Raw genomic sequence first — 22871 nt, forward strand, 5'->3', positions numbered from 1 at the left:
ACCATCCCCCTACCAAACCGCATTCGGACAGTGTGAGTGGAAAGCAGATGGCCCCAGCGTGCTCCGAGCGCTGGGCCATTCCGTTCGGAACAACTTGCAATTAGCGCAGTTCTAGCAGGCTGTTGAAAAAGGCGCTCGCCGTGGACCCGTGACCGTGATTCATTGGCTCCGACGGGATTCGGAGATCATGCGTGCGCGGCGGCGACAATCGAACGGGCGAGCTGTTCAGCTATGTTGATCTGGAGGCGCGGGTGCGGCGTGATCATCCGCTGCGAGCGATCCGGACGATTGTGAACGAGGGGCTTTCGGCGCTGGAGCGCGAGTTTGTCGCGCTTTATTCGCCGATCGGACGGCCGTCGATCCCGCCGGAGAAGCTGCTGCGGGCGATGCTGTTGCAGGCGTTTTATTCGATCCGCTCGGAGCGGCTTCTGATGGAGCGGCTGGAATACGATCTGCTGTTCCGGTGGTGCGTCGGAATCGGTATCGACGACGCAGTCTGGGGCCATTCTGTGTTCTCGAAGAACCGCGACCGGCTGCTGGAAGGCGACATCGCGGCCAAGTTCCTGGCGGCGGTGCTGGCGCAGCCCAAGGTGACGAAGCTCCTGTCGAGCGATCACTTCTCGGTCGATGGCACGCTGATCGAGGCCTGGGCCTCGATGAAGAGCGTGAAGCCGAAGGACGGCTCTGACGAGCCGCCGGCGCCAGGCGGCGGGCGCAATGCTGAAGCGGACTTCCACGGCCAGAAACGCTCCAACGACACCCATGCTTCGACCACCGATCCCGATGCCAGGCTGTACCGCAAGGGTAAAGGCAAGGAGACGAAGCTGTGCTTCATCGGGCATGGGCTGATGGAGAACCGCCACGGCCTGCTGGTCGACGCCTGCCTGACGCTGGCGAACGGGCATGCCGAACGGGTGGCCGCGCTGCACATGATCGAGCCGCGTGCCGACCGGCCGACAGCGATCACACTTGGCGCCGACAAAGCCTATGATGCAGAAGACTTCGTCAACGAGCTGCGCTCGATGAACGTGACGCCGCATGTTGCGCAGAACACCAGCGGCCGCAGCTCCGCGATCGACGGGCGAACGACCCGGCACAGCGGCTATGCCGTCAGCCAGCGCATCCGCAAGCGCATCGAGGAGGCATTCGGCTGGATCAAGACGGTCGCCGGGCAAGAAAAGACCTGCTTCCGGGGCCGTGATCGCGTCGCATGGGCCTTTACCTTCGCTTCTGCCGCCTACAATCTGGTGCGGCTGCCCAAGCTGATAGCGGAGGACGCCTGATGGCCAAGGTGCCTGGCTTCGCCAAGGCCTTTGCCGGCCGCTGGCGCATCGCCGACATGGACAACTGGGACAGCGACTTCCTCGATCTTGTCGAAGAGGCGCATCTCACCTTCCAGGGTAAGTCCGACGGTGCAATTGCCTTCGGTGCGCTAAAGGGCTTTCTCGACGTCCGCTACGGCGCGCGAGACGGTTCGGCCTGCGCGGAGTTCTCATGGGAAGGGCACGACGAGAATGACCCCGTCTGCGGTCGCGGGTGGGTTATGATCGGCACTGCTGGCAGGCTCGTTGGCCACTTCTACATCCACAATGGCGACGATTCAGGCTTCGTTTGCGAACGCGGCTGAGTTCTTCAACAGCCTGCTAGATCGGTACGACGAGGATGTGGGACTAACTTATCGGCCTCAGTTCTCTCCCCGGGCGCTGGGGCCGTCTTATGCGAACAGGGTCCGTTCCGGCCTGCGTCATCCTCACGAACGTCCCGCTCTCGTGGTACTCGAGCCAGCCCTGATCCTCGACGTACTCCAAGCCGGCCCAATACTCAGCCGGCGTGGCCTTGTCCTGGTAGAGCATCGGATAGTTGATCTTCTCGATGTAGGTCCGGCCGTCCTGCACGGGCTCGAATGCCCGGGCGTGCTCCATGATCCTGCGGGCGGCTTTCTCAGGGTCGGAGTAGGGACGATCACCCACGTATTTCATTTCTCATCTTGGGTTGTTTGGTCGGCAGGGAAACGATTCTCCATTCGTTATAGTCGTAGAGCCCGGCCCAGTGGTGAACAAGCATTCCACATTGCCGGCAATCGAAGCTCCCAGAAGTATTCGTATGGATTGCGCTGCGTTCCTGGCTCGCCGAATAGACGATGCGGCAGCCGGGACAGGTGAAATGAACAGTGACGGTTGGCGCCATAATGGCAGCACAACAATAAAGCCCGCTTAGTGTTCCTCGGTTGCCCAAACCGCCCTTCAACTGCATCTTTCTTGGCATGCCTCAGCGCGTCCCCATCCTCGCCGCAAGAAGTGCGGCCGTCGCGCCTGCCGCAGGCGATGCAGGTGAAGTGGGGCTCGAGGTCGGAGAGGCGCACGCGGTCCGGCCACTGATCGACCTTGCCCGGCGGCAGCTCGACGGAATGGCTGCAGCGGTGGTCCGAGCAGAAGACGAGGAGGCCGCGGGCGCCGGACTGGCGCATCTCGCCCGGGGTGATCTTGGGCTCGACCATGTGTAGGGCCTCCGAAAAGGCACCACGTCGCCGTCAGCGGCTCGAATGGCCACCCGGGCCAGCGCCATCACGTCAAAATCTTGGTCTTCGAGCGTGTCCGCCACGCCCTGACGGTTCATTTCGTGGACGATCGCCTCTGCGACCTTCATCAGTCGCGCGGTCTCAGCTGGGGTGTCTGTCAGGTGCATCAGGTCCGCGGCTTTCGAAACGGGATCACTTCGCCGTCCGCGGCCCCGATCGCCACCCGGGCCAGTTAACCAGCTCATCAGCGACGCCCTGGCGATCAAGCTCCCGGACGATTGCCTCGGTCACCTTCATGAGTCGGGTGGTCTCAGCTTCGGTCATTTGTATCAGCGTCGGCTTTTGGTGGCGGGGCGGAGGGAGAGGTGCACGGCCTATGGATGGGCCAAAAGGGGAACATAGGCAAGGCGGTGCGCCAAGGAGGACATCCCATACGCACGATCGACTGGAAGGCGCTTAGAGGCGAGGTTTTAGAGACATTCACACCGGGACCGGCGATCAATGAGGTAGCTCAATTTGCATGGGGATTATTGGACGATCTGTACAATAACCTTGCGAGGGCTCTCATGGAGAAAAAGCGTCGCAACCGCGCAAAGCAAATCCTAATCTTGGAAGATCGCTTGGCTTTGGAAGGCAAGCGCCTCAGAGACCAGGCCCGTCAAGCTACCTTATCCGATGAGCGCCAGGTCCTCTTGCGAAAGGCGCGACAAATGGATGAAGCGCGCGAAATAGTGGAATTCCTTAAACTGTCTTGAGAGGGTTCCCGTCCGAGACAAAGCGGTTCACTTGGAACTCTCGCGACATCGCCGGATGCGTCCTGTTCTGGACCTTGATCCAGTGCGGGCACCTTCCCGGCGCGGTATGGCCGATCGGCGCGCTTGACACCAGGCCCTCGAGCCCGAACTCGCAGGCCTTCCGGAAGAGGTCAGGGCCGATCTCGCCGTGCTCGTAATCCGATATAAAGATGCCCTCCGGCCGGCGCGCCAGCAGCCGCTGCAAATTGGTCTTGCCCATCGACAACGGCAGGGGACGAAGGTCCTCACCGTCCATGGCAAGGATATCGAACGCCAACATCTCGACCTCGGCATTGTGCTTGCCCGAGTGCAGGGCGTTGAAGTCGGAATAGCTGTCGATGCCGCGGATGACGGCCTCGCCGTCGATCACGAACAGCTTCTGGCGGTTCTTCAGCGCGGCCTCGACGATCCAGGGGAACCGCTTGGTCCTGATATGGCCGCCCTTGGGGATCAGCCGGACGCGATCTCCGTGGCGCTCGAGGCGCAGCCGGTAGCCGCTCGTGGAACCACTCTCGTCCGGCCGGAACCACTTTCCCAACCGTTGGCAGGCGGAAATCGAATTTAAGCATACCCGGAAGATAGGTATCTGGGCCGGTTTGGCGAATCCGAAGAAAAAGGCCCAGCGAGGGCGTACATGCTGAATCAAAAGGGGCCGTAACGCTCGGCCCCTTACCGGATAAATGAAAATTTGTTCGGAATGAAATCTAGCCCCGGCATCCAAAAACTAGAATCAAACATCCCCGATGTGGATTCCGTAGAATCCCGGGGCCAGACCGAAGGCTGAAAGAAAAGGCCCCAGCACCTCTGGGGGCCTGGAGGCCGGTGCTGGGGCCAGTCATCCTAAGATGAATCGGGACGTGACCCGAGAAGTCCGAAGTTAACACCGGTGTCAGGAATTGCTAGATTTTCACGATGTCCTAAATCTCCGCTGCGGGTGTCCTACTGCGACAGCATCCATCGCTAGCTTAGTCGCCAGTCCTTCCGCTAAAATCTCAGCTTGTTCTTTGGTCAGCCTCTCGGCAAAGGGGCCATCTTTTCTTATCTGCGCTGGCCCTTTGAGTTCGCTGTCGTAGACCATCCAACCAGTGCTTCCTTTCCGAACGAGGAAGCGGCCTCGCATCGGGCGTCCAATAAATTCCATTGAGCTTGCTCGAGTTTCTCCATCATCAGCGAACTCAAACGTCAGGCGGCTAACCGGAGGCAGTCGTTGACGGACCTTTGGAAGTCGAGCTCGTTATGGCTATCGCCGGCTCCGTTGCCGCTTGCCCTCAGTACCGCCGGTCAGGAGCGCCTTTAGCTTCAGCGCATCAGCCGGCGCGGCGCTCTTTTGGTCGTTGTCGAAATAGACGTACACGTCACAGCCTTGTCGCTTCCAGGACTTGATGCGCCGCGCCCATTGTCTCAACGTCGGTCGGCTGTAGTGACCGCGGTAGCGTCCGCTCGGACCATGGCCGCGCACATAGACGAAGTCCGCGGTGCGCTTCCAGGGTGCGGGCGCATCGTGGTGATCCGACAGGCAGAGCGAGATATTCTCGTCCGCCAACATCCGCAGGATACGGGGCTGATACCAGCTCGGATGACGAAACTCGAAAGTGTAGCGGCGTTTCTTCGACAACAGCTTGAAGAAAGACGCAAGCCTGTCCGCGTTTGCCTCGAACTGCGGGGGCAACTGGAACAGGATCGGCCCTACCTTGCCTCGCAAGAATGAAGCGCGGTCCTCAAGCAGATCGAGACTGTTCCGGGAGCGGTTGGAGAGGCGCTTCCAGTGCGTAATGAATTTGGATGCCTTCCATGCAAAGACGAAATCGACGCCGGTCTGATCTCGCCATGCCTTCACGGCGCTCGGTGTCGGAGTGCGATAAAAAACGCTGTTTAGCTCCGTGGTCTCGAAGTTTTCAGCGTAGTAACGGAGCTGATCCTTCAACGGCAGACCTCCCGGGAAGAAGAGACCGTGCCAGGAGTCGTAATGCCAGCCGGAGGTGCCGATCAGGATACGCGCCATGTTACAAATGTTCAGTTGAGGCGTTGTAGCGCCGAACACAGGTGAGACCCCGCCTCCCGTGGAGGGCTGGGCCGACTTCGTCAACGCCGTTTCGCTGCGCGCGTCTTGGTCACTCGCCGGTTATACGGCGAGCGATTGATCGGCCTCAACGAGATGCCTTCGCGTTGCGCCTTGCTGCGGATAGCTGCGATCGGGCGCTGAAGCTTGATGCTCATCACGCCGGTGGGCGTATTGCCGTTGGCGAGCTGTCGCAGCAGCCCGACGTCTGCCGTCGTCCACGGCTCACGCGAGCGACGCTTATACGAAGGGTTCGTCTTGCGCGGTCCCTTCTTGCCGATCGGTGAGCCGGGCCGCTTCCATGTTGTACGCGCCATGTTGATCCTCCTTAATCTCAAGGCACGAATGAGCACCTTGGTTCCTTTTCGATTGCTGCGTTAGGCCGAACCAAATTGATCAAAGATTGTTCGCAAACATGTTGCGTGTCGCCTGACGCACCGCTTCTATTCCATCGACACCATGCATCAGGGCGATCTGTCCCTGTTGCTCATGGCGGATCGCATGGGCCATGAGACGAAGCCGGGGATCGCCACCTGAATGCCATTCCTGGTCTGCCATCTGCACTGCGCCGGCATGATGCAGGCTCATGAGCCGGATAAACGTCGAATCGAAGCCGCCATCCGCGGCAACGCGCGCTTCTGCCATCTGCGCCAAATTCAGATAGCCGGGCATCGATGACCGTTCGTTGTCTGAGCACATCGGCATCGGCTCGCCAAACCACCCATCCCACCAACGCGCGAAGATCATGTTCTCGCCCGACTGGGATGCCACCATGAGGGCTGCCAAGTTGCGCAGATGGGAATCCCGTGCGCGTGTGACTGCAAGGCGCGCAAGGATAATTCCTTGCTGATGATGTGTGGTCATGTGGCGCATATAGCGCTGATCCGCATCCCGCTCCCTGCTGAATAGCGGGAGCGGCGCGGAGAGCGCGTCGGCCAATCCGAGTCCGGCCGAGAGGGTCAGAACGCAGCCGGCCCCAAGTGCCCACCGTTGTGCGAACCGCACGGCTGTCGTTGCCGGAGCGTGACCGATCGGCCATCGAAACCAAGCGAACAGCGGGTACATCGCAGCCGATGACAGATGAACTAAAAAGCCGATCCAGTAGGGCTGCTGCAATGTGAAGATGGGTTGCCAGAAGGGGAACAGCGGGACCAGCACGAACCACTCGGTAGCCGAGGTCAGCAGACCCCAGGGGGCTGCCAGAGCTGCAAGTGCGACCGGATGCAGGCGCTCGGTGCAGCCGCCGAGCAGACCGAAGAACAAGAGCGTCCAGGAGAAATCCGCCCATTGGTGAAAGGCGATGCCAATCGCGATTGCGGCGGTGCTGGGATCGGACGAGAGCACGCCGTCGCGCGCCGGAATGGCCGCGACCGTCATCCAATCGACCAGCGGGTCGCGACCAAGCTGACCGGCCGTCACCTGGCTGAGCAGCGTCGAGAAGCTGCTGCTGAAGATACCGAGCTGGGCTGCCGCGAGCCAGCGTGGTTTCGCAGGCGTCATGCGGCGAACGGCTTCATCACCACCTTGATGCAGCCATCTCGCTTGGCTCGGAAGGTTTTATAAAGCTCCGGTCCCTCCGCGAGCGTGGCGCGATGGGTGATGACGAAGGAGGGATCGATCTCGCCCTTTTCGATGCGCTCCATCAGCTTGGGCATATAGTGCTGGACCGGCGTCTGGGCCATCCGGAGGGTGAGGCCGCGATTGATCGCGCTGCCCATCGGGATCTTGTCTAGATAGCCTCCGTAGACGCCAACGATCGAAACGGTTCCGAAGTTGCGGCAGCACTCGATGGCCTGACGAAGCACGTGCGGACGGTCCGTTCCCATGAATGTCGCAACCTTGATGCGATCCATTACGGAATCCATGCTGGCTGTGGTCTCGGGCTCGGTGCCCACGGCGTCGATGCAAGCGTCGGCTCCGCGTCCTTTGGTCAGTTCCTGAATTCGGTCGTAAATGTCTTCCTTCTGGAAATTCAGTGTAGTCGCCCCGGATTGTTCGGCCAGTGCCAACCGCTCGGGAACCCCGTCGATTGCCAGCACCCGTTCTGCGCCCAACAGGAAGGCACTTTTGATGGCAAATTGTCCAACCGGGCCACAACCCCAAACGGCGACCGTCTCTCCGCCTTTCAGGTTGCAGAAATCAGCCGCCATGTAACCGGTTGGAAAGATGTCGGACAAGAACAGCACCTGTTCATCCGACAGGCCTGGAGCGACCTTGTACGGCCCGACATCGGCGTAGGGGACGCGCATGTATTCCGCCTGCCCGCCAGCGAAGCCACCGAGCATGTGCGAATACCCGAACAGTCCGGCAGGCGAATGTCCCCACATCTTCTCCGCCTGCCTGGCGTTCGGATTGGATCGCTCGCATCCGGAGTAGAAGCCGTTCTTGCAGAAGAAGCATTCCCCGCAGGAGATCGTGAACGGCACGACGACACGATCGCCCACCTTCAGCTTGGTGTTCTCCTTGCCGACGTCCACGACCTCGCCCATCGTCTCGTGGCCAAGCACGTCACCCTTTTCCATGCTGGGCATGATGCCGTCGAACAGATGAAGATCCGAGCCGCAAATCGCACAAGCCGAAACTTTGATGATTGCGTCGCGACCATGTTCGATCCTGGGATCGGCGACCGTTTCACATCGAATGTCGCCCTTGCCGTGCCACGTGAGAGCCTTCATGGGGAACTCCTAGCCAAAGATGCTGGCTAAGCGCAGGCTTCGCTCGATGTTCCTATTGCCTTAGGAACGGCCCCAGCGCTCCGCGATTGACAGGCGAGATCGAATGAGCGGAGAACGGTAATGGAAAGACAATTTGTGATTGTCACCGGCGCATCGACCGGTATCGGCTACGAGCTCGCTCGCATCTGCGCACAGCAGGGCTTCGACCTGTTGATAGCCGCAGACGAACCCGAAATCGAAAAGGCCGCCGCCAAATTGAGAAGCGAGCCCGGGGCGGCCGCGGTTGATGCTCTCCATGTCGATCTCGCGACTGAAGGGGGCGTTGCTCAGCTTTATGCGGCCGCGAAGGGACGGGCGGTCGACGTCCTCATGGCCAACGCTGGACGTGGGCTTGGGCATGCCTTTCTTGACCAGAACCTGGACCGAATCCGCGAAGTAATCGATACCAACGTGACGGGAACGACAAGTTTACTTCATAAGGTCGGCAATGAGATGCGTCGGCGCAACAAGGGGCGCATTCTCATCACAGGGTCTATCGCCGGTTTCACGCCCGGAAGCTTCCAGGCCGTCAACAATGCCAGCAAGTCTTACCTGAACTCACTCTCGTTCGCGCTCCGCGAAGAGCTTCGGGATACCGAGGTCCGTGACCTGCCTGATGCCTGGTGCCACGGAGACCGCATTCTTCGAGCGGGCCGATATGCTCGACACCAAGGTTGGTTCCGAGCCGAAGGACGATCCCGCATTGGTCGCCCGTGCAGGATTTGACGCGATGATGAATGCTAAGGGCGACGTCGTTACGGGTTTCAAGAACAAGATGCAGTCGGCCATCGCCAACGTGACTCCGTCTGAATTGCTTGCAAAGCAGCATCGCAAGGTGGCCGAACCCGGCACGGCCAAGCACGAGCCGGCAAAGTAGGAGAAGAACCTTATGATTTCGAAATCGATATTGCTGGCCGCGCTTCTCGCCGTCAGTCCAGCAGTCGCTCTTGCAGGTCCCGCAACACGGCCGGCCGCGATGCGGGATCCGGCCCTGTGACGACCGGAAAGGCCAATGAAGCGACGGATGCCGCGTCAACCAACGCCAAGGGGCATCCACCTAGTCAGTGATGAACAAGGCGAGCGAGAATACGGCGACTTCATCGCAGGATGCTCAACGGCAGATGCAAGGGCAACCCACGGCCGGTAATTGCATGTGGCGGTGCACGGAACTCTGCGCCCCGGCAGAGCTTCTTTCCTGGATGGATGCCAAAGCAAAAAGACCGGAAGAACCGCCGCCCGAAGCGCGTGACGGCTTTGTTCGCGTCAGAGGGGCGCGCGAGCACAATCTCAAGGATGTCTGCCTCGACATTCCTCGCAACGAACTCGTGGTCTTTACCGGCATCTCCGGATCCGGCAAGTCCTCGCTGGCGTTCGGAACCATATACGCGGAGGCGCAGCGTCGGTATCTCGAATCCGTGTCGCCATATGCGCGTAGGCTCTTCCACCAAATGCGGGTTCCCGACGTCGACGGCGTTGAAGGACTGCCGCCAGCCATCGCGCTGCAGCAGCAACGTGGATCGCCGACGACCAGATCCTCGGTGGGTAGCGTCACCACATTATCCAACTTGCTAAGGATGCTCTACTCACGCGCTGGCGACTATCCGCGCGGCCAAGAGTTGCTTTACGCGGAATCCTTCTCCCCCAACACGCCGGAAGGCGCCTGTCCCAATTGTCACGGTATCGGACGCGTCCATCAGGTCGACGAACAAATGCTGGTGCCAAACGACACGTTGACAATCCGGAATCGGGCGGTCGCGGCCTGGCCGTCGGCTTGGCAGGGCCAGAATCTCAGAGATATCTTGGTAACGCTGGGTTACGACGTCGACAGGCCGTGGCGCGAACTCTCAAAGAAGGATCGCGACTGGATTCTCTTCACCGAGGAGCAACCGTCCGTTCCAGTTTACGCCGGATACACGCCTGCGGAAACACGTAGGGCTCTGAAGAAAAGGGAAGAACCGAGCTACATGGGCACCTTCACCGGAGCTCGCAAGTATGTTCTTCAAACCTATGCCACCACGCAAAGCGCGATGATGAAGCGGCGCGTGGCCCAGTTCCTGTCAAGCGACGACTGCCCGGTCTGCAAGGGCAAGAGGCTCAAGCCGGACGCCCTCTCCGTCAAGTTCGCCCGCCTGGACATCGCTGAGATGTCGCGTCTGCCGTTGAATAAGCTAAACGCGCTGGTAAAGCCGTATATCGCTCGCGTCGAGCCAGACGAGGCCCATCCCGAGAAGGCGCTTGTCGTGCAAAGGATCGTCGAAAACCTCGCGGGACGTCTCGAAGTCTTGCTGGATCTCGGCCTTGGATATCTGACGCTCGAGCGGAGTACGCTGACGTTGTCTCCCGGTGAATTGCAGCGGCTTCGGCTCGCGACGCAGGTCAGATCGAACCTTTTCGGCGTCGTCTATGTGCTCGACGAGCCGTCGGCCGGCCTGCACCCGGCGGACACCGAAGCGTTGCTGCGGGCGTTGCAGGGTCTGAAAGCCTCGGGCAACTCGCTTTTCGTTGTCGAACACGAGCTCGACCTGGTGCGCAAGGCCGACTGGATTGTTGATGTCGGGCCGGCCGCGGGTGAGCAGGGCGGCGAGATACTCTACAGCGGACGACTTGCGGGACTGGCGGAAGTAGAATCGTCGCAGACCAGGCGCTTCCTTTTTGGCGCAACCGCCGAGCCAACACGAAAGGTTCGCGAGCCGAGCGGCTGGCTGAAGCTGCGGGGAGTCACGCGCAACAACCTCGACGGCCTGGATGCCGATCTCCCTCTCGGCGTCCTCACCTGCGTCACCGGCGTCTCGGGCTCGGGTAAGTCCACTCTGGTCAGCCAGTTTCTCGTCGAGGCCGTTGCCGAGCGGCTTGGCCAACGCCGGGAGGCGGATACGGATGAAGGCGTACTCGACGCGACGGTGCGTACGCTGGGCGGCGAGATTGCCGAGGGTCTCGATCGGGTCAAGCGGCTCGTCGTCGTCGACCAGAAACCGATCGGACGAACGCCGCGGTCCAACTTGGCGACCTACACCGGGTTGCTCGATCACGTGCGCAAGCTCTTCGCCGCGACGAAGCAGGCACGCGCCCGGCGATACGACGCCGGCCGGTTTTCGTTCAATGTCCCCAAGGGCCGCTGCGAGACCTGCGAGGGCGAAGGATATGTGTGCGTCGAGCTTCTTTTCCTTCCTAGCGTCTACACGCCGTGCCCGGCCTGCAAGGGCGCTCGGTACAACGCGAAGACGCTCGAGATAAAAATTCGCGACAAGTCGATCGCAGATGTGCTGGTGATGACGGTCGACGCGGCATTCGCATTCTTCGCAGAAGACGAGACGCTTTCCCGGTCGCTGGGCGTGCTGCGAGAGGTGGGACTGGGCTACATTAGGCTCGGTCAGTCGGCGACCGAGCTTTCTGGAGGTGAGGCGCAGCGCGTTAAGCTCGCCACCGAGTTGCAGCGGCCGCAGCGCGGCGGGACACTCTATGTTCTCGACGAACCGACGACCGGCCTGCACCCATCAGACGTTCGGAAGTTGAGCAGGCAGCTTCAAGGCCTCGTCGACGCTGGCAACACCGTGGTCCTGGTCGAACACGACATGTCGGTCGCGGCGAAAAGCGACTGGATTCTCGACGTGGGACCCGGAGCAGGCGACGACGGTGGCCGGACCGTGGCGTCAGGGCCGCCGAAGCAGGTGGCCGAGTCCGGAAGCCTGACAGCTACCTATCTGGTAAAGGCCCTCTAACCTCAACGGAGATAGAGATGCAGAGGAAGTCGACCGGCTTCATTCGAGTTTACCAGCGGCCTAGCAGCGGATGCTGGCCGAAAGAAATACGCGTGAATGCCGTGGTGTCCGGACCGATCTGGAACGCCAACCATCCCATCGACGATGCCGGATGACGCGATGAAGAACTTAGGCGAGCAAGTGCCGGTGAAGCGCGTCGGTCAACCGGCGGAGCTTGCCACACCTACTCGCAGATCCTCTGTCGAGCCACACCTCCTGCACGAAGGTTGCCGTCGCCGGAGGTAAGACGTCCATCTGATTATAGCTGGCATCGGGCATCGAGTGAGGCTCGAAGCCGCTTGTGGAGGAAGGCAAGGACCATGATCTCGTCCGAGGTGAGCTTGCTGTATTGACGCTTGAACTTCTGCGCGATCTTGGCGTCGACCATCTTGACGAGATCGCCGGACATGTAGGCGTTCAGGATCTCAGGATGGACATAGCTCTTTCGGCAGATGGCCGCCGTGTTGCCGAGTTGCTTTGCCACCTTCTCAATGGCCGCGACGACGTTCCGCTTGGCCTCTGCCTGGCTATCGTATTTCTTGAACTCAGACAGCGCGAGGGCCGCAAGTACCGTGCCGGCCCAGGTCCGAAAGTCCTTGGCGCTGAAATCCTGTCCCGTAATCTCCTTGATGTAGCCATTGACGTCGCCGGAGTCCACCGTTCGGGACGTCCCGTCGTCATCGAGATACTTGAAGAGTTCGTGCCCTGGTATCTCTGCGCACCGCTTCACGATCGCAGCGATCCGTCTGTCCTCGACCTGAAGCTTCCATTGTTTGCCCGACTTGCCGGTGAAGTCGAAGCGCAGCACGCCGCGGCCGATTGCCACGTGCTTGCGCCGCATTGTGGTGAGCCCATACGACTTGTTCTTCTCGGCGTACTCGGCGTTGCCTACACGGATGAGCGTCTTTTCAAGTAAACTAACGATGGTTGCCAGCACTTTATCGCGGGGGAGACCGTTCAGCTTCATGTCCGATACGACACGCGCACGCAGGGGTGGCAACGCGGCCGCGAACTGCATGATTTGCTCGTACTTGTTCTGCTCCCGAAGCTCCCGCCATTTCGGGTGATACAGGTACTGCTTACGCCCGCGTGCGTCCAATCCGGTTGCCTGGATGTGGCCGTAGGGAGACGGGCATATCCAGACGAACTCGTACGCCGGAGGGATGCCGATCGATTTGATGCGGCGGATGACCGCTTGATCGATAATCGGCTTGCCGTCTTTATCGTAGTAAGTGAACGAAGTCCCGGTCCGCTTGCGCCGGTAGCCCGGAGCCGCATTGCTCACATATCGCAAGCCTTCCTCCGCGATAGCGGCGGCGACATCGGCCGTGCGGTCTAGCCCTTCGTCCTTACTTACTCGCAGCATTTGTACGTCCTTGCCGTAAGCGCGGAATCCGAGGCCTCGGACAAGAAAAGTTCGATCGGTCTTTTAGTTCCCAGCCGCGTAAAGAAGTACGTTTAACCGGGCCCGCGGGCCTTCGCGCGTCATGTCCGTTGTCTTCTTATCAGAGCGAAGGCTTGGGCACCGGTTGGTGCAGTACGGCTGCTTCGCCGCCTTCAACTCCGCGAGCTTTCCATGGAACTCTTCCAAGGTTTGATGGCTGAAGCCAGTGCCGACATGCCCGATGTACCGCCACGCAGCTTCTTCACGCACCGCCAGGACCAGGGTGCCGAAGTAGGCCATCGCCATCCGGCTGCATCGCGCAGCGCGGGAAGTCTACACTTGGAGCGCTTGAAGCCGTGGCGCTACGCCATGCATCGAGTTGTGAGGAACCGGGATGCGTAGCTATTCTCGATCGTTGTGACGTTTGACTCCAGTGCGCCGGCTACAATGACGGAGCTTCGTGACCTGAACTGGCGGCGCCCGCTCTCCTGAAGCGCAATCCAGGCGAGGAGGTTGTTTCATCGAGACAGATGAGCAATTGGCTGCCACTGTCGTCTATGCCGATCTGAAGCGGCGTGCCTTGATCTGCAGATCGCCGACGCTTGGTGAGGGCGGCTGCTTCTTAACGCCAGCCGGCGAGCTCGCCATTGCCGAGATCGGAACAGCGCACGGCACTTCACCAATCAGCCCGAAGGAAATATCGCTCCTTAAGCCTGCTCGTCGTGGTCTTTACGGCATCTTGGATGCGATCGACGTCGGCGCCGTCCCGGACGGTGACGTTGAGCCGCCAAGTCCGGTCTCTCGGATAGACTTCGACATCGATAACGTATTCGCCACTGGGAACGCTTCGAAGTTCTCGAAGGGCTACCAGCTCCAGATCCCTTGCAGAGATCATCGTGGTGACCACCGCAGTACTCCATACGAGGCGGGGAATAACTCGGATCGCAAGGACGTTGTTCCTATGACCGCTTGTGAAGGATGAGTGACGAATGACGCCAACTCGTTAGCGGAATCCGATTCCTCAACGTGTCGCAGGTCTGGAGCCGGGCGACCAGGATGCGGCGCTGGCGTCCGGCTACAATGAACCGCTAGTCCGGATCGTGCCGACGGCTCGGGAGATCCTCAGGCCGAGACCGTTGCGGATTGGCTGGCATTGCTCGGCATCACCACGGTGGCGTTCCGCGGTCTGGTGGTATTGGCGCGCGATGAGCCGATCTGGCGGATGGCTGAGCGGCAAGCGCTGCAGTGAGCGCACGATCCACGTATCGGTCCCATAGCAGCTGGCAGGATTTGCGCAATCTCGTCCGGGTCATATCGGCCTGCACCCTCGGGCTTTGGGCATTTGCGGCCGGCCCTCGACCGGTCTGTGGCTCTGATCCTCGGCCATTTCGGCGACACCGGGCTCGATCTGCCGGTGATCGACGAGGGGCTCTGCCTGCACATCTGCCAAACGTTGTGGAGGAGCGCGGTTTGGACGGGATTAACTCGGTCGTTAATCCGCACGGCAAGGTCTGAATTTTGCGGCGTCGGTTGGATGAAGGATGGCAAGCCGTGGCACGGCGGCGCGACAAAGCGGGCCAATTTGAGGAGCGCCGATGGTCGACCTTGCCGATTACACGAAGCCGATCCGGGATCAGCTGAAATCTGAGGCCGACCGTTGCTAGGCTGCGGCGCTCGGCGCCCGCTGCGGTAACGGTCGAGAGCGCTCTCTGGATGCCTGATCGAGGCATAGCGACGACCGCCAAGCCGGTTCAATGCGACCTGGCCCTCCATGCAAGGGCGGGGGATGGTTCGTGGTTGAGCCTGAAACGGCCACAGCAGCGGTCGAACTGGCCTCGGTGCGCATTCGCTCGTTGGCAGCCATGGCATGGCACGACCAGCTAATACGGCAACGCCGGGAATAGGGAACGATCCCGGTCGGTTGATGGTCTGTTCAGTGCCGACCGTCATCGGCGTTGAACAAGGGATGACGTAGAAAACTCGGTCTGGGCACCTGACCGTCTCGTGCTGAGGCCCTTCCTTTGCGCGAAGCGATGCGATTTTGAGACAAAGCTGTATGACGCCCAATGAACGCCGGGTGGCTTTTGTCGTGTCGATCGTTGCCGGCGGCATGACGTACTTCCGGTAGCGGCAGGTCTACGGCTAGCCCGGGCGACTATTGGAACCATTCACGAGTTGGCTCTCTAGTTCGGAAGCGCGATTTTCCAAGTCATCCATCTCGAGTCGGATTTTGAGAGCTAAATCCGTGTCCTTTCTTTGCTTAGCCAGGGCGAGGTCCGTCTCTAACTCGCTCAGGTCCATCAAAACGTTGCCCAATTCTACGCTCGTCGCATAGGTCGGATCATCTTCAAGGTGGCTGTATCGGCTCCCGACCGCTGTACGAGATCGAGCCTCCTTATCGCGTTCGCGGTCGCCGATTGTGGAGAGATTGCTTGGCGGGCTAGCGTGCTCGTCACGTTCATCGGCGATATGTCGACTTTGGCTATCGCGATCACGCCGGGTTTTCCGCGCCAGCAGGTAAACGACCATCACAGTGGCTAGGCCGATAACGAGCGCAATGGCTAGACCGATGACGCTCATTTGTTACACCCTTATCCGTCTCCATAGGTCGAATTGACTTTAGACGCAGCCGATCGTTGCTCCCAAATCAGCTTGCGTGGATAGATGCGCCCGCCCGACACCGCCGAGCGTGTTTTCAAACGAGCACGGCAGAAGACGTTCCAAAGTAGAGAGAAATAGATGGCGCACGCATCAAAACCGGCGGCTGCAAGAAGGGCACGCCGAACAAGTTTTCAGAGCAGCCGAGCGCTGAAACCCCTACCGGGCAAAAGCCTATTCTCGGGCCGCCGATAGCCTGGCGGCCATCGCGGTGCCTCTCGAGTGCTCGTCTCCGAGGACCGGCTCACGGAGGATCCCCGGCGTCGGCGAGTGGCTCGAGTTCCGCGAGAGCGGGACCCTTTGTAAGGATGATGCAAGCCGGTAAGGACCCGTTCGCCTGATGTGCAACCTGTATTCGATCACGACCCAGGCGGCGTTCGCAAGCCTTGTCTGTCCGGAATTTCCCAGCAGTGCATTTATCGCAGTCGTGCAAAGCCAATACGCAGCCGGCGTCGCCTTGTCCCCGCAGAAAGTGGATCTTCTCGATGTAGATCCGGCCAGCTTGAGTCGACTCAAACGTCCCTGCGTGCTCGATGATCCGGCGGCTTGCGATGAAACCTTACGCCGCATTGCCGAGGTGCCGGCTGCTTGATCTAATGACGCTTGGCTTTCATTCAGGGATTGCCTTGAACAGATTTGAGATAGGCATTCATTTCGTCACGCTGGCGGCGGCTTTTGCGCTCGCTGTGCCGATTGGATGGGATCGCGAGAACCGGGCGCGCAGTGCGGGGCTGCGCACTTTTCCGCCGGTCGCGCTGGCCAACCCTGGTCAAGGACGAGGACGATCCTCATTAAGTATTTAAGGCCGGCTCTCGCGAAGAGTCTGGGATGGATCGGCGCCACCGGCCACGCCGGACTCGGTCGTCGGAAGCAAAGAAGCGACCCCAGTAAGGCATGCTGGGACCGCTGCTTTACTTCCGAGCCACAGTTTACTTCTTCATGTGATCTTTCGACGTCGCGCCACTCTTGTCCGTCGTGCCTTCCTTCAGTTTTGGGTCATTCTGGGTTGCGCCGGGATTCGCGGCGCTGGGACTGCTGGACGAGCCCTGACCGGTGGTCGCCGCCGGTGAGTTTCCGCCGCCGCTGCCGCCGCCACTGCCGCCACCACCGCCGCCACCCTGTGCGCTGGCTGCAGCAATTGAGGCGACCACGAACACGGTGGTCAAGGCGATTTTTGCGATTTTCATTTGATCGCTTCCTTCCTGTTTTTAGTGAACAGACAGGGAAACAGAACGCGTTTGAGATCGTTCCTCCTACTGCAGCGAAAAGGCCCCGACGCTGAGGAGACATGCGTCGGGGCCTTCAGTAGGCGAATTGGGAAACGGAATTTGTGCGTCAGCGACCTATTCCGGTTCCTTCGCCATAGAGTTCGCGCTCGCGCTGGATCTGATCGCTGCTGAGTGGCTCTGCCGCAGGATCAAAGCCCTTCCATCCAGACTGTTGCCATGCCGCTGTGCGCTTGCTGATGTCGACTGACGACCGATCGAGCACAGCCTCTGCTCGACCGCGATCCTGTTCGTTGACACGTGCACAGACGAGTGTTCCGCCGCGACGCACGCCCTCGGCATATCGCTGGGCTTCTTCTTCCGGAACGCCCGCTTGAGTCAACGCGCCGATGACGCCGCCCGTTGCGGCGCCTGCGACAGCACCGGCCGCGGTGGAGACGAGCCATCCAGCGGCGACGACCGGGCCGAGGCCAGGAATTGCGAGCAAGCCGAGACCCGCAAGCAATCCTGCAGCTCCGCCCAGACCTGCGCCGATGCCCGCACCTGCGCCTGCTCCTTCTGCTCGGTCGTCAACGCCGTCGCGGTCTCGATCAACTTTTCCATCCCGGCCGTGCCAGCCTTCCCCATTGTTTGCGATGACGCTGATATCGGAGGAGGGCACGCCGCTCTGCTCGAGTCGCTGGACGACACGCTCAGCGTCGGCATAGTTGTCATAGAGGCGAGAAATTGTAGTGGTCATGCTGGTCTTCCTTTCTAGTTCGCCGGGTTCACGTTGCCCTGGAAGTCCAGGCTGACTTCGGTCTGGTTGCCTCCCTTGGTGGCCTTTCCTCTCCAGACGCCATTATCGTCCTTCTTGAGGTCGGAAACGCCGGAATAACCGGCAGCTTCGATCCGTGACTTCGCTTGCCCCTCGGTAAAGCTGTTTCGGCCCGCCACGGGTACGTTCGAGTTGTTTTCACCCGAACGATTGACGGCGCTATTGCTTGGGCCGCTCTGCGCTGGTGGCGTTTGCGCCGAGACAGGCGCTGAGCTCAGCAGAGCTGCCGTGGATATGATAGCAAAGACTCGCAACATCTGTTTGTCCTCTGGTTGGGTAATTGCCGAGGACAAATGAACATCAATTGGGTTGGTTGCTAAGTGCGTTACTCAACCGCAGGCAGACTGACTTCGTTGCTTTTGAATTATCGCAGGTTAATAGATCAGCTCTGATTTGTTTCTCGCAGCAGTTGGGCGGTGCCGCAAGTTACGCTGGTCCGTTCCTTGGGAAGCGAAGGCGAACAGACCCTTGCCGGTTTGCGACATTCTCGCGAAGGTGCTGCTCTCGTGTCACTGGAATCCTGTCGGGGACCAGCTCTTCGAATTGGCCGTGGTATAGTTGCTCGTCAAAATCAACCCATCTGTGTGAGTTGGCTTTTGGTCACTTAGGCACCGGCCACCGTCGCTTTGACCGTCTTGTGTTGCGTGACAATGAAAGTGGGCGATGCTAATCGATTTCGGCGCGTTGCGGCCGATCGCGGAGGATGAGCGGAACTGCGATCTGGCGGCCTGACCAGGCCAAATCCATTCTGCGTCGAGCAAGCCCCCGACTCTCGCCCCTGCTGGCTACATGCTAAGCAATTGCCAGCACCAGTACACGGCCATCACTGTCCGAACGGCGAAAGCAGTAATGCGCGAGCTGACTGCCATAGGGCGCGTCGAGATAGGTGAATTAACGATTGCACGATGTGGGCGCGAAGCAACCAAAGCGCCATCGCGTCGTTGACCGACGTTGTTGACATCGTGATCCTGATGACGAGCAGTACGGCGGCGGCAAGATTGATCTCAAAGCCCGGGAGAAGCCCAAAATGGGGATGCGGTCTGCGGATCGTCCGGTCGGTTGCCTACAACCTAAATTTAAGCGGGAGAGGTACCCGCTCGTGGAACTAGAGCTAAGTTGGATAACCAATTTCTTCATCGTTCGAACGAAGAGCTACACCACATCGGTGCAAGTCGTGGCCTCGTTGGATAGGGCGGCCGCGCGCCACGCTGCGCAACCCGCGTCACCTTATTTGTTCGGCGGAGAGCGAATCTCTGCCGTCGTCGCGACGGACGGCCGAGCGTGATCTGGCTGAACGTCAGCGGGGCCGGCGGAATGCAATGCAGCAGAAGCAAAGCGAGCGACACCACCGTCGACTGTTCGTCACTTCGTTCTCCAACTTGTCCTGTCTATGAAAGTCGGGCAGGGGGGAGGTCTTTCAGGTCCATAGCCTTCGAAGCGGCACCACGCCGCCGTCAGCTCGAATGGCCACCCTTGCTATCTCGAGCACATCGAACCTAAGCTTAACAAGCGCATCGGCGACGCCTTGGCGATCCAGCGCGCTCGACTCGGTCATGGGTCGTCCATCCCCAGATGGCGTTCAGACAAGAAGCGTGCGCAATGCACAATGGAGCAGGTGAAACAAAGCGCCGCCTGTAACCTATCCGTTTGCTGCAGAAATTGACCACCTCTGCAGCAGCTCGCGCAATAGGAGCCAAGGTGAATGCCGGACGTTGAAGGCTCATGGAGACCATGGAAGCCTACCTCCGTCGGAAGCATGAAGAGGTTCAGTTGCTGGACGCCTGTCTTGACAAGTCCTTTGCGCCGCCAACGCCGAAATCGATCAATGAAGCGATCGCACTCAAGTTCAAGCTCACGGCGGCCATCAGAGCCCAGCACGATCTGAAAGATTGGACCACGACCGAAACCGCCTGGTCGCATCGCAGGCAATCGTCCGATAGCCCGTTCGACTTCCGGTACGACTACCAGCGCGCCGATCTCGACGTGGCCGGCCCGTCGTTTTATGATCTCGGCGATGACATCGATTGGGAGACCGTCTACACGTCTTCTGGCATGGCCTCCATATCTGCCCTGCTTTTGGCGTCGTCGCACTTGTTCGATCGAGCGGATATCGTGTCGCTGCCAGGGACGTACGGAGAGACCCTGGAGTTCATTGAAGCGTACGCTCGGCACCTGAAGAGCATCACAGCCGGGGAAGTCCTGGGCGCGCCCGCTTCAGGCGCGTCGCACCGCATCCTTCTTTTAGATTCCTGCGCATCGGCAAAGGATTTCGAGGCCTGTCTGCGGTCACCCTGGGCGCAATTCGACCTCTGCATCTTCGATAACAGTTGCCTCGCCGGTGGCTCCGGCAAGATCGCCCGGGCGTTACGGAAGGCCCGCAGTTGCGGAGTGCCCGTGGCCATGATCCGAAGCCATACGAAGTTGGATTCCCTGGGTGTCGAGTATGGACGATTGGGCTCTACGACTTTCGTCCGCTCCGCGGAGGCGGATCTCTGGGTTCGCTCGCCTCTCCGAAAGCTGCCCGATGAGATGCGGAATGCAATCAGGCTGCTCGGCGGCGCAGCGCTACCCGCCCACTTCCCGCCTTAGGCCACGCCTCGCGAGCGGGCAGAAATATGAGGTCACCAGACGGAGAAGACAGGCACGTCTGCCGTCTCAGTGAAGGAGGCAGTCAAGACAGTCAGCAACAACCGCAAGCGGTGGCGAGTGGCAAGCTTTAGACCGGGCTTCCCGTGCTGAGTGAAATAGCTGACCCCGATTCGGTCGTAGCACGATGCAAATTTTCGAAGCATGTCCGTGCGATTACGGCCGCGGGAAAAAGTAGTACAGGCCGATGCGTCTACTCCGCTTGTCGATCGGCTTTGACTGGTACGACGCAAAGGCAGTCCATTCGCGTGGTTGCCGCTTGGGGCGGTGTCACGCGGGCCCGCCAGGGGAGCTTAATTAGGTTCGTCATGGGTCTGCAAACGTAACCCGAATTGTTTGTTCCTTGCCCTTTTTTCTGGCCTGGTGCCGCTCGCGCACCCGCGCTGGCGCTTGGAGCTATTTGGGAGGCATGACCGTGGTCTTTGTCGATCCGTCCGGCGCGGGCTGCATCCTCGGCGGGCTTTGACCTTGGGGACTTTCCGGAGGAGCGCCACCCGACCCCGTGTTGACGGGCCCGGTCCAGCCTTGCGGTTGCAATTGACCTTTGTCTTCAGGCGCCGAACGCCCGGTCGGCGCCTGAATATCGTCCGCCGGCTTAGCAGGCTGTGCGGTTGCCAATCCACAAGACAGCACAAGAATTATCGATGCAAGTCGGACGCGCACTGAAGCCTCCGTTGACTCTGGTCAACGAAGAACGTCCCGCCGATCTTGCCGTTCCTGCTCATCGGGACCGAATTGCTGAGGCCTTCGTTCAAGAACGTTTTACAGGAGGACTTGAATGGCAAGAGCAACATGGAAGCGGCCCGGCCGACGATCGGCAAAGGGGCAGCGCAGAGCAAATTCCTCATACAAGTGTCGTTCGCGTCACTCGAGGTGTGCCGCGAGATGCAGGCATTGAGCTACTGATCTGGCTTGATTCGGGGAGCGCTTCAGGCACCGCCACCGCCGCCTTGGTCGGCACGACTGGTTGCGGCCTGTGCGGCATCGAGAGCCTCACCGAGGCATCACGCTCGCTTCCGCGCAGGCTGGGCCGCGTTTTTTCTCGATCCGGCCAGATCGAGCGCGCTTTGCACAATCCCTCGAATGCGTAGCTCGTGTTCCGCATGCGGCCAGCCTATTTCTCCCGGATAATACTTTGGTCGCGACCGCGTGGAGATTTGCGGGTGCGCTCGCCGGGTCAGCGTCCCGGGCGATGCCGGCGCAATCACCAGCCGCGTCTCGATCGAGCTGGTTAAATGGCGGCGGCAATCGGGATGCTCCATGCTGGTCGCCATATCGGCGCCGACGGCGCTCGCAGCGCGGCTCAATCTCGCGGAATGCAATCGTTGCGGTCGCGCGCGGCGGCGGATTTGCGATTGAATGCCGCTCTGTCAATGTCCTAGATGAACGGCTTTCCACCAGTAACTGCGACCGTCGTTCCCGACGTATAACTCGAACGCGGGTCGGCGAGCATGACGTAGACCGTCGCAAGCTCGGCGGGCTGGCCTGCTCGCTTCAGTGGAACCTGCTTTCCAAAATGCCTGACCGACTCGTCCGGCAACGTCGATGGGATCAGCGGAGTCCAGATCGGCCCCGGCGCGACGGCATTCACGCGAATGCCCTTGTCGGCCAGCATCTGGGCAAGTCCTCCGGTAAAATTCTGGATCGCGCCCTTGGTCGTGGCATACGCGAGCAGTATTGGATTCGGCATGCCCGAATTGATCGATGCCGTGTTGATGATCGCGCTGCCAGACCGCATATGCGGCACTGCCGCCTTTACTAGATAGAACATCGCGTGGATATTGACGTCGAAGGTGAGCCGCCACTCCTCGTCGGAGATAGCAGCAATATCCTTGAAACTGGCCTGATGAGCGGCGTTGTTGACGAGGATGTCTAGTCCCCCGAAATCCTCGACCGCGCGTTCGATCACGGCGCGGCAATGCTCGGGGCTGCGAAGGTCTCCGGCGACTAGGACGGCCCTACGCCCTTCCGCCTGGACCAGCGTCTTCACCTCATGCGCGTCGTCGTGCTCGTTGAGATAAGAGATGAGAATGTCGGCGCCTTCGCGGGCGTAGGCGATGGCCACGGCGCGCCCGATGCCGCTGTCGCCGCCAGTGATAACCGCTCGCTTGCCCGCCAACTTGCCGGAGCCCCGATAGCTGGATTCGCCATGGTCCGGACGCGGGTTCATTCTGGCGGTGACGCCGGGCATCGGCTGCTTCTGGTCGGGATAAGGCGGCTTTGGATAGTCCGGCATGGCTCTCTCCGCAAAGCTGTTGGATTTCAATTGCGCAGCCGAGCAAGTGTTCCTGGAGGTT

Annotated in this window: 25 protein-coding genes and 2 pseudogenes; 12 read left to right on the forward strand and 15 right to left on the reverse strand. The window is 60.2% G+C overall.

Annotated elements, in window-relative coordinates; translation table 11 throughout:
- Nucleotides 1-191 precede the first annotated feature (191 nt).
- Both QA639_RS09115 and QA639_RS09120 read left to right on the forward strand, forming a co-directional pair.
- Nucleotides 192-1283 (forward strand): IS5 family transposase, encoded by a 1092-nt coding sequence (locus QA639_RS09115; RefSeq protein ID WP_283089586.1) that lies wholly within the window; start codon nucleotides 192-194, stop codon nucleotides 1281-1283.
- Complete coding sequence (locus tag QA639_RS09120; protein WP_283089587.1) at nucleotides 1283-1627, forward strand: hypothetical protein; 345 nt, start codon at nucleotides 1283-1285, stop codon at nucleotides 1625-1627. Before QA639_RS09115 ends, QA639_RS09120 begins: the two co-directional genes overlap by 1 nt.
- Nucleotides 1628-1670: 43 nt before the next feature.
- On the opposite strand, the gene QA639_RS09125 is transcribed toward QA639_RS09120, so the two are convergent.
- Both QA639_RS09125 and QA639_RS09130 read right to left on the reverse strand, forming a co-directional pair.
- Nucleotides 1671-1979: a hypothetical protein gene (locus QA639_RS09125; protein WP_283089588.1), complete on the reverse strand. Its 309-nt coding sequence runs from the start codon at nucleotides 1977-1979 to the stop codon at nucleotides 1671-1673.
- 47 nt (nucleotides 1980-2026) lie between these two features.
- Complete coding sequence (locus QA639_RS09130; RefSeq protein ID WP_283089589.1) at nucleotides 2027-2497, reverse strand: hypothetical protein; 471 nt, start codon at nucleotides 2495-2497, stop codon at nucleotides 2027-2029.
- 386 nt (nucleotides 2498-2883) lie between these two features.
- Between QA639_RS09130 and QA639_RS09135 the strand changes: the two genes are divergently transcribed.
- Nucleotides 2884-3273, forward strand: coding sequence for a hypothetical protein (locus QA639_RS09135; RefSeq protein ID WP_283089590.1), 390 nt, complete (start codon nucleotides 2884-2886; stop codon nucleotides 3271-3273).
- On the opposite strand, the gene QA639_RS09140 is transcribed toward QA639_RS09135, so the two are convergent.
- The 5 genes from QA639_RS09140 to QA639_RS09160 form a co-directional block, all read right to left on the reverse strand.
- On the reverse strand, nucleotides 3260-3850 hold the full coding sequence (locus tag QA639_RS09140) for an ATP-dependent DNA ligase (RefSeq protein ID WP_283089591.1): 591 nt from the start codon (nucleotides 3848-3850) through the stop codon (nucleotides 3260-3262). The two genes, QA639_RS09135 and QA639_RS09140, sit on opposite strands and share 14 nt — an antisense overlap.
- 702 nt (nucleotides 3851-4552) lie before the next feature.
- The gene (locus QA639_RS09145) at nucleotides 4553-5314 is read right to left on the reverse strand and encodes a DUF72 domain-containing protein (protein ID WP_283089592.1); all 762 of its coding nucleotides are present in this window, start codon (nucleotides 5312-5314) and stop codon (nucleotides 4553-4555) included.
- An 80-nt stretch (nucleotides 5315-5394) separates the two neighbouring features.
- On the reverse strand, nucleotides 5395-5724 hold the full coding sequence (locus QA639_RS09150) for a hypothetical protein (protein WP_244481715.1): 330 nt from the start codon (nucleotides 5722-5724) through the stop codon (nucleotides 5395-5397).
- Nucleotides 5725-5767: 43 nt separating this feature from the next.
- The gene (locus QA639_RS09155; RefSeq protein ID WP_283089593.1) at nucleotides 5768-6871 is read right to left on the reverse strand and encodes a DUF305 domain-containing protein; all 1104 of its coding nucleotides are present in this window, start codon (nucleotides 6869-6871) and stop codon (nucleotides 5768-5770) included.
- Nucleotides 6868-8046, reverse strand: a complete 1179-nt coding sequence (locus QA639_RS09160) for a zinc-dependent alcohol dehydrogenase (RefSeq protein WP_283089594.1) — start codon at nucleotides 8044-8046, stop codon at nucleotides 6868-6870. The genes QA639_RS09155 and QA639_RS09160 overlap by 4 nt, the downstream gene beginning before the upstream one ends.
- A 120-nt stretch (nucleotides 8047-8166) precedes the next feature.
- Here QA639_RS09160 and QA639_RS09165 point away from each other — a divergent pair.
- Together QA639_RS09165 and QA639_RS09170 are read left to right on the forward strand one after the other, a co-directional pair.
- Nucleotides 8167-8962: pseudogene (locus QA639_RS09165) on the forward strand (SDR family NAD(P)-dependent oxidoreductase).
- Nucleotides 8963-9284: 322 nt separating this feature from the next.
- Complete coding sequence (locus QA639_RS09170; protein WP_283090564.1) at nucleotides 9285-11804, forward strand: excinuclease ABC subunit UvrA; 2520 nt, start codon at nucleotides 9285-9287, stop codon at nucleotides 11802-11804.
- A 298-nt stretch (nucleotides 11805-12102) separates the two neighbouring features.
- Here QA639_RS09170 and QA639_RS09180 read toward each other — a convergent pair whose 3' ends face one another.
- Entirely contained in the window at nucleotides 12103-13209 is a 1107-nt protein-coding gene (locus tag QA639_RS09180) for a DNA topoisomerase IB (RefSeq protein WP_283089595.1), read from the reverse strand.
- Between the two features lie 63 nt (nucleotides 13210-13272).
- Nucleotides 13273-13533 carry an ATP dependent DNA ligase gene (locus tag QA639_RS09185; protein ID WP_410712149.1) on the reverse strand — a complete coding sequence of 87 codons (261 nt, stop codon included), beginning with the start codon at nucleotides 13531-13533 and terminating at the stop codon, nucleotides 13273-13275.
- 232 nt (nucleotides 13534-13765) lie between these two features.
- On the opposite strand from QA639_RS09185, the gene QA639_RS09190 reads away from it, so the two are divergent.
- Nucleotides 13766-14209, forward strand: a complete 444-nt coding sequence (locus tag QA639_RS09190; protein WP_283089596.1) for a hypothetical protein — start codon at nucleotides 13766-13768, stop codon at nucleotides 14207-14209.
- A 384-nt stretch (nucleotides 14210-14593) separates the two neighbouring features.
- Nucleotides 14594-14875 carry a hypothetical protein gene (locus tag QA639_RS09195; protein WP_283089597.1) on the forward strand — a complete coding sequence of 94 codons (282 nt, stop codon included), beginning with the start codon at nucleotides 14594-14596 and terminating at the stop codon, nucleotides 14873-14875.
- A gap of 494 nt (nucleotides 14876-15369) precedes the next feature.
- Here the strand turns inward: QA639_RS09195 and QA639_RS09200 are convergent, their stop codons facing one another.
- Complete coding sequence (locus QA639_RS09200; RefSeq protein ID WP_283089598.1) at nucleotides 15370-15807, reverse strand: hypothetical protein; 438 nt, start codon at nucleotides 15805-15807, stop codon at nucleotides 15370-15372.
- A gap of 418 nt (nucleotides 15808-16225) precedes the next feature.
- Between QA639_RS09200 and QA639_RS09205 the strand changes: the two genes are divergently transcribed.
- Nucleotides 16226-16477 (forward strand): hypothetical protein, encoded by a 252-nt coding sequence (locus QA639_RS09205; RefSeq protein WP_283089599.1) that lies wholly within the window; start codon nucleotides 16226-16228, stop codon nucleotides 16475-16477.
- Between the two features lie 34 nt (nucleotides 16478-16511).
- Nucleotides 16512-16655: pseudogene (locus QA639_RS09210) on the forward strand (MgtC/SapB family protein); the annotation flags it as partial.
- 159 nt (nucleotides 16656-16814) lie between these two features.
- Here the strand turns inward: QA639_RS09210 and QA639_RS09215 are convergent.
- The 4 genes from QA639_RS09215 to QA639_RS09230 form a co-directional block, all read right to left on the reverse strand.
- Nucleotides 16815-17072: a hypothetical protein gene (locus tag QA639_RS09215; protein ID WP_283089600.1), complete on the reverse strand. Its 258-nt coding sequence runs from the start codon at nucleotides 17070-17072 to the stop codon at nucleotides 16815-16817.
- A gap of 148 nt (nucleotides 17073-17220) precedes the next feature.
- A complete protein-coding gene (locus QA639_RS09220) occupies nucleotides 17221-17850 on the reverse strand; it encodes a hypothetical protein (protein WP_283089601.1) in 630 nt (209 codons plus the stop codon).
- Between the two features lie 14 nt (nucleotides 17851-17864).
- Nucleotides 17865-18185, reverse strand: coding sequence for a hypothetical protein (locus QA639_RS09225; RefSeq protein WP_283089602.1), 321 nt, complete (start codon nucleotides 18183-18185; stop codon nucleotides 17865-17867).
- Nucleotides 18186-19345: 1160 nt separating this feature from the next.
- Nucleotides 19346-19483 (reverse strand): hypothetical protein, encoded by a 138-nt coding sequence (locus QA639_RS09230; RefSeq protein ID WP_160321702.1) that lies wholly within the window; start codon nucleotides 19481-19483, stop codon nucleotides 19346-19348.
- 176 nt (nucleotides 19484-19659) lie between these two features.
- Here QA639_RS09230 and QA639_RS09235 point away from each other — a divergent pair, with 176 nt between their 5' ends.
- The 3 genes from QA639_RS09235 (at nucleotide 19660) to QA639_RS09245 (ending at nucleotide 21933) form a co-directional block, all read left to right on the forward strand.
- Nucleotides 19660-20517 (forward strand): hypothetical protein, encoded by an 858-nt coding sequence (locus QA639_RS09235; protein WP_283089603.1) that lies wholly within the window; start codon nucleotides 19660-19662, stop codon nucleotides 20515-20517.
- 731 nt (nucleotides 20518-21248) lie between these two features.
- Nucleotides 21249-21665 carry a hypothetical protein gene (locus tag QA639_RS09240; RefSeq protein WP_283089604.1) on the forward strand — a complete coding sequence of 139 codons (417 nt, stop codon included), beginning with the start codon at nucleotides 21249-21251 and terminating at the stop codon, nucleotides 21663-21665.
- A gap of 58 nt (nucleotides 21666-21723) precedes the next feature.
- Nucleotides 21724-21933 (forward strand): formate dehydrogenase accessory sulfurtransferase FdhD, encoded by a 210-nt coding sequence (locus tag QA639_RS09245; protein WP_283089605.1) that lies wholly within the window; start codon nucleotides 21724-21726, stop codon nucleotides 21931-21933.
- Between the two features lie 19 nt (nucleotides 21934-21952).
- Here the strand turns inward: QA639_RS09245 and QA639_RS09250 are convergent, their stop codons facing one another.
- Nucleotides 21953-22810: an SDR family oxidoreductase gene (locus QA639_RS09250; RefSeq protein ID WP_283089606.1), complete on the reverse strand. Its 858-nt coding sequence runs from the start codon at nucleotides 22808-22810 to the stop codon at nucleotides 21953-21955.
- Nucleotides 22811-22871: the final 61 nt, after the last annotated feature.

The organism is Bradyrhizobium pachyrhizi, assembly GCF_029714545.1.
GTDB lineage: Bacteria > Pseudomonadota > Alphaproteobacteria > Rhizobiales > Xanthobacteraceae > Bradyrhizobium > Bradyrhizobium pachyrhizi.

Excerpts from the sequence above, each read along its gene's own strand:
- QA639_RS09120 (WP_283089587.1), top strand. The coding sequence starts at position 1,283 with ATGGCCAAGGTGCCTGGCTTCGCCAAGGCCTTTGCCGGCCGCTGGCGC.
- QA639_RS09125 (WP_283089588.1), bottom strand. The coding sequence starts at position 1,979 with ATGAAATACGTGGGTGATCGTCCCTACTCCGACCCTGAGAAAGCCGCC.
- QA639_RS09130 (WP_283089589.1), bottom strand. The coding sequence starts at position 2,497 with ATGGTCGAGCCCAAGATCACCCCGGGCGAGATGCGCCAGTCCGGCGCC.
- QA639_RS09145 (WP_283089592.1), bottom strand. The coding sequence starts at position 5,314 with ATGGCGCGTATCCTGATCGGCACCTCCGGCTGGCATTACGACTCCTGG.
- QA639_RS09155 (WP_283089593.1), bottom strand. The coding sequence starts at position 6,871 with ATGACGCCTGCGAAACCACGCTGGCTCGCGGCAGCCCAGCTCGGTATC.
- QA639_RS09160 (WP_283089594.1), bottom strand. The coding sequence starts at position 8,046 with ATGAAGGCTCTCACGTGGCACGGCAAGGGCGACATTCGATGTGAAACG.
- QA639_RS09170 (WP_283090564.1), top strand. The coding sequence starts at position 9,285 with ATGGATGCCAAAGCAAAAAGACCGGAAGAACCGCCGCCCGAAGCGCGT.
- QA639_RS09180 (WP_283089595.1), bottom strand. The coding sequence starts at position 13,209 with ATGCTGCGAGTAAGTAAGGACGAAGGGCTAGACCGCACGGCCGATGTC.
- QA639_RS09185 (WP_410712149.1), bottom strand. The coding sequence starts at position 13,533 with ATGGCGATGGCCTACTTCGGCACCCTGGTCCTGGCGGTGCGTGAAGAA.
- QA639_RS09200 (WP_283089598.1), bottom strand. The coding sequence starts at position 15,807 with ATGAGCGTCATCGGTCTAGCCATTGCGCTCGTTATCGGCCTAGCCACT.
- QA639_RS09205 (WP_283089599.1), top strand. The coding sequence starts at position 16,226 with ATGTGCAACCTGTATTCGATCACGACCCAGGCGGCGTTCGCAAGCCTT.
- QA639_RS09215 (WP_283089600.1), bottom strand. The coding sequence starts at position 17,072 with ATGAAAATCGCAAAAATCGCCTTGACCACCGTGTTCGTGGTCGCCTCA.
- QA639_RS09220 (WP_283089601.1), bottom strand. The coding sequence starts at position 17,850 with ATGACCACTACAATTTCTCGCCTCTATGACAACTATGCCGACGCTGAG.
- QA639_RS09225 (WP_283089602.1), bottom strand. The coding sequence starts at position 18,185 with ATGTTGCGAGTCTTTGCTATCATATCCACGGCAGCTCTGCTGAGCTCA.
- QA639_RS09230 (WP_160321702.1), bottom strand. The coding sequence starts at position 19,483 with ATGACCGAGTCGAGCGCGCTGGATCGCCAAGGCGTCGCCGATGCGCTT.
- QA639_RS09235 (WP_283089603.1), top strand. The coding sequence starts at position 19,660 with ATGGAAGCCTACCTCCGTCGGAAGCATGAAGAGGTTCAGTTGCTGGAC.
- QA639_RS09250 (WP_283089606.1), bottom strand. The coding sequence starts at position 22,810 with ATGCCGGACTATCCAAAGCCGCCTTATCCCGACCAGAAGCAGCCGATG.